We start from the raw sequence: 4,332 nt of genomic DNA, 5'->3' as shown, positions 1-4,332 counted from the left end.
CCCGGCGAGGCGGTGCGCCGGGGGGCCCGGCTGCTGCGGCTGCGGCGGGCCGGGCGGCGGCTGCTGTGGCTGGTGCTGTGCGCGGCGGCGGCCGCCTTCCTCACCTGGGCCGCGCTGACCAGGCCGTGGGCGGAGCCGCCGTCGCTGACGACCCCGCCCGTGTCCGGCTGGTAGGCCGGAACGGCGCTTACTTGTCCAGCGCCTGCTTGAGGTCCTCGACCAGGTCGTCCGCGTTCTCGATGCCGACGGAGAGACGGACCAGGTCGGAGGGGACCTCCAGCAGCGAACCGGCGACGGAGGCGTGCGTCATCCGGCCGGGGTGCTCGATGAGGGACTCCACGCCGCCCAGGGACTCACCGAGGGTGAAGATCTGGGTGCGGTCGCACACCGAGACGGCCGCCTCCTCGCCGTCGGTGACCCGGAAGGAGATCATGCCGCCGAACGCCCGCATCTGCTTGGCGGCGACCTCGTGGCCGGGGTGCTCGGGCAGGCCCGGGTAGAGCACGCTGCTCACGCGCGGGTGCCGGGACAGCATGTCGGCGACCTTCGTGGCGTTCTCGCTGTGCCGGTCCATGCGCACCGCGAGGGTCTTGGTGCCGCGCAGCACCAGCCAGGAGTCGAACGGTCCGGCGACGCCGCCCATAGAGTTCTGGTGGAAGCCGATCTCCTCGCCCAGCCCCTCGTCGGCGACGATCAGCGCACCGCCGACCACGTCGGAGTGGCCGCCCATGTACTTGGTCAGCGAGTGCACGACGACGTCCGCGCCGAGCGCCAGCGGCTGCTGGAGGTAGGGGGTGGCGAAGGTGTTGTCCACGACCAGCTTCGCCCCGCCGGCGTGCGCGACCTGGGCCACGGCGGCGATGTCGGTGATGCCGAGCAGCGGGTTGGAGGGGGTCTCCACCCAGACGGCCTTGGTGCGCGGGGTCATCGCGGCGCGCACGGCGGCCGGGTCGCTGGTGTCGGCGACGGACCACTCCACGCCCCAGCGGGAGGCGACCTTGGCGAAGAGCCGGAAGGTGCCGCCGTAGGCGTCGTTCGGGATGACCACGTGGTCGCCGGGGCTGAGCAGCGTGCGCAGCAGGGTGTCCTCGGCGGCGAGGCCGGAGGCGAACGCGAAACCGCGGCGGCCGCCCTCCAGCGCCGCGAGGTTCTCCTCCAGCGCCGTCCTGGTCGGGTTGGCGCTGCGGCTGTACTCGTAACCGCCGCGCAGTCCGCCCACGCCGTCCTGCTTGTAGGTCGAGACCTGGTAGATGGGCGGGACGACCGCGCCGGTGAGGGGATCGGCGGTGTTGCCCGCGTGGATCGCCAGAGTCTCGAAGTGCTCGCTGATGTGCCTGTCGCTCATGTGCACCGAGCGTAATGCGCTCGCGGGGATGATGACGGACGCCGGGCTCGGAGCGGGGGCCGGCGGGAGTTTTCCACAGGCTCGCTGGAGGGGTTGGCCAAGTGCCGGCGGGATCTGGTTCGCTTGACGCATGGCGACTCTCTGGCTGCTCCTGGCGCTGGCCCTGCTGGCCTTCGCGCTGCTCCCGCTGATCCGGCGCGGGCGCGGCGGGATCGAGCGTGTGCATCCGGACCACCCGGACGCCGCCGACCCCGAGCGGTACGGCTTCCTGCGCCAGGAGGAGCTGGACGTGCGGATGCCGGGCCCGGACCAGGACCTGCTGGACGTGCTGGACCTGGTCGGCCGCACCGGTGACTACCGCGCCGCCGCCCAGCTCCTCGCGGGTACGGAGACGGAGGGCGAGCTGCGCTGGCAGCGGGTGCAGGCGTTCGCCGGGGCGGCCTCGCTGGAGCTGCGCGAGCGGCCGGGCGGGGTGCACGAGACGCCGGGCGGCCAGTGGCTGCGGGTGTGGCGGGCCGAGCAGCCCAAGGACGCGGGCGGTGCCGCGGTGCACGCCGAGTTCCTGGCGCAGCAGGCGTGGCGGACCTCGGTGCCGGGCACGGACGACTTCCGGATCATCATGGAGGAGGCGCGCGACGCGTGTGAGCGGGCCGCGCTCGCCGCTCCCGGCGACCCGGTGCCGCACCTCGTGATGCTGTCCGTGGCGCGCGGCCTTGGCTGGTCGCGGCCGGAGTTCGACGAGCTGTGGGGGAAGATCCTCGGCCTCGCCCCGCACCACATGGGCGCCCACCTGGCCGCGCTGCACTACACCTGCGAGAAGTGGCACGGCTCGCGCGAGGAGGCGTACGCCTTCGCCGAGGCCGCCGCCGCCCGTGCCCCTGAGGGGTCCCTGCTGGCCGCGCTGCCGCTGTTCGCGGTCTTCGAGCATCTGCCGGAGGTGAACCTGGTCGCGGGGTTCTACCGCAGCGAGGTCGTGGTCAGGGCGATACACGGCGCGCTGCACGCGGTGCACTCCGCCCGGCCGGACGACCCGATGCTCGCGCACGTACGGCATCTGCTGGTGTTCTTCCTGGTGCGGGCCGAGCGCTGGGCCGAGGCCATGGACCAGCTGGTGCACGTGGACGGCCACGTCGGTGCCCTGCCGTGGAGCCTCTCCGAGGACCCGGCCGAGGCGTTCGCGGTCTACCGGGCCCTGGCGGTCGCGGGCTACGAGGCCAACGGCGGCAACCCGGCGACCCTGCCGGGCTGACACCGGCCACCGGGCCGACCGGGCACCCCGAAGAACAGGTATTGCCCCGCTGACCTGCGGTGGGGCATACTCCGCTTGCCCTGGGCCCTGCCCCTGCTTTGCCCGGCCCCGAGACCCCCACACTCGGGCGGCGGCACCGTACGGCGGTGTGCGCCTCGTTCGTCTTGCTCCGGCTCGCCCGGTTTCCTGTGGGGGGATCTTTTCCGATGGGCGCAACCCTGCGCGCGCTGCGCGCCCTCGTCCTGCTGTCCGGCTTCTATCTGATCAGCCTCGCCCTGCTGGCGGCGCTGGCCGGTGTCGACCTCGCCCTGTACCACTGGGGGCTGCACGGCATCGGGGCCGTCAAGATCCTCATCGTCACGGTGCTGCTCGCCGTCCCCGTCGTACGCGGCATGTTCATGCTGCGCGTCCCGGCGGCCGAGGACCCGGCCGCCGTCGAGGCCGCCGAGACGGACGAACCCCGGCTGTGGGCGCTGGTGCGCGAGGTGGCCGACGCGAGCGGCACCCACGCCCCGGCCCGCATCCTGCTCACCCCCGATGTGAACGCCTCGGTGCGCGAGGACGCCAAGCTGCTCGGCCTGCGCCCCGGACCGCGCACCCTCACCCTCGGCGTGCCGCTGCTGACCGGGCTGAGCGAGGCCCAGTTGCGTGCCGTCCTGGGACACGAGTACGGGCACTTCACCGCCGGCGACACCCGGCTCTCGGCGATCGTGGTGCGCGGCCGGGCGCAGATCAGCCGGGTCGTCGAGCAGTTCCACGCCACCGCCGACGGCAAGGTGGCCGACGAGCGCGAGCGCCAGGAGCGGACCGCCGCCAAGCGGATCGCCAAGGGCAAGAAGGCCCGCGAGGTGGACACCCGGCACACCGGCGCGCTGTACCGGGGGATGGCGCGGCTCTACACCTGGTACGCCAGGGTCTATCTGCGGGCCTCGCTGAGCACCGCGCGCGGGCAGGAGTTCGCCGCCGACCTGGCCGCCGCCCGGATCGCCGGCCGCGACGCCACCGCCTCCGCGCTGCGCGAGATCCCGGTCCTCTCGGCGGCCCACGGCTTCTACCTCGACTCGTACGCCACCCTCGGCCTGCCCGCCCGGACGCTGCCGCCGCGCGGTCAGTTCTTCGGCGGCTTCGGCGCGTTGCTGACGGCCCGCGCGGGTGAGCTGGAGAAGCTGCGCGCCGGGCTGCCCGAGGAGCCGGAGTCCCGGTACGACTCCCACCCGCCGATGGCCGAGCGGGTACGCCGTGTCGAGGCACTGCCCGCCGACGGACGCGGCCCCGAGGGCGACGGCCCGGCGCTGGCCCTGCTCACCGACCCCGAGCACACCCTGAACGCACTGGAGGAAGCCGTCCTGACCGCGGACGCGCTCGGCTTCCGGCGCACCGCCGACTGGCCGGAACTGCTGAACGTCGCCATGGCGAAGGGCATCACCACCGCGCAGACCCCGCTGCACCGCGCGCTGAGCGCGTACAACGGGCGCCCCGCGACCCTGACGGACGTGCTCGACGCCGTCGACGGGGGCCGGCTGTGGCGGGTGGCCGAGCGGCTGCCGCTGTCCGAGGAGGCGGCCGCGGCGAAGGGGCGGGCGTTCCGCCAGTTCGTGCGGCCCGCGCTGGGTGACTCGCTGCGCACGATGGTGCTGGCCGAGTTCAGCGCGCGTTCGCTGCTGAGCTGGGAGTTCTCCTGGTCCCGCGCGGCGGTTCTGCGGCTGCCCGGCGCGGCCGACGGCGCCGGCGCGAGCCC

3 protein-coding genes are annotated in these 4,332 nt (G+C 74.0%); 2 read left to right on the top strand and 1 reads right to left on the bottom strand.

Features of this window, described 5'->3' with window-relative positions; translation table 11 throughout:
* Positions 1-187 precede the first annotated feature (187 nt).
* Positions 188-1,345, bottom strand: coding sequence for a cystathionine gamma-synthase (locus GT030_RS25585; protein WP_086693815.1), 1,158 nt, complete (start codon positions 1,343-1,345; stop codon positions 188-190).
* A gap of 130 nt (positions 1,346-1,475) precedes the next feature.
* Between GT030_RS25585 and GT030_RS25580 the strand changes: the two genes are divergently transcribed.
* Together GT030_RS25580 and GT030_RS25575 are read left to right on the top strand one after the other, a co-directional pair.
* Positions 1,476-2,594, top strand: a complete 1,119-nt coding sequence (locus GT030_RS25580; protein ID WP_161203136.1) for a hypothetical protein — start codon at positions 1,476-1,478, stop codon at positions 2,592-2,594.
* 206 nt (positions 2,595-2,800) lie between these two features.
* Positions 2,801-4,332: M48 family metallopeptidase (locus GT030_RS25575; protein ID WP_161203135.1), on the top strand; the 1,532-nt coding region annotated here is incomplete at its 3' end.

The sequence above is a fragment of the Streptomyces sp. SID1328 genome (assembly GCF_009865595.1).
Taxonomy (GTDB): domain Bacteria; phylum Actinomycetota; class Actinomycetes; order Streptomycetales; family Streptomycetaceae; genus Streptomyces; species Streptomyces griseoluteus.
The sequence above is the reverse complement of the archived record's forward strand: the minus strand, read 5'-3'. Positions and strand labels throughout refer to the sequence as shown.

What these genes read in the sequence shown, in the direction of transcription:
- GT030_RS25585 (WP_086693815.1), bottom strand. Translation starts at nt 1,345, where the DNA reads ATGAGCGACAGGCACATCAGCGAGCACTTCGAGACTCTGGCGATCCAC.
- GT030_RS25580 (WP_161203136.1), top strand. Translation starts at nt 1,476, where the DNA reads ATGGCGACTCTCTGGCTGCTCCTGGCGCTGGCCCTGCTGGCCTTCGCG.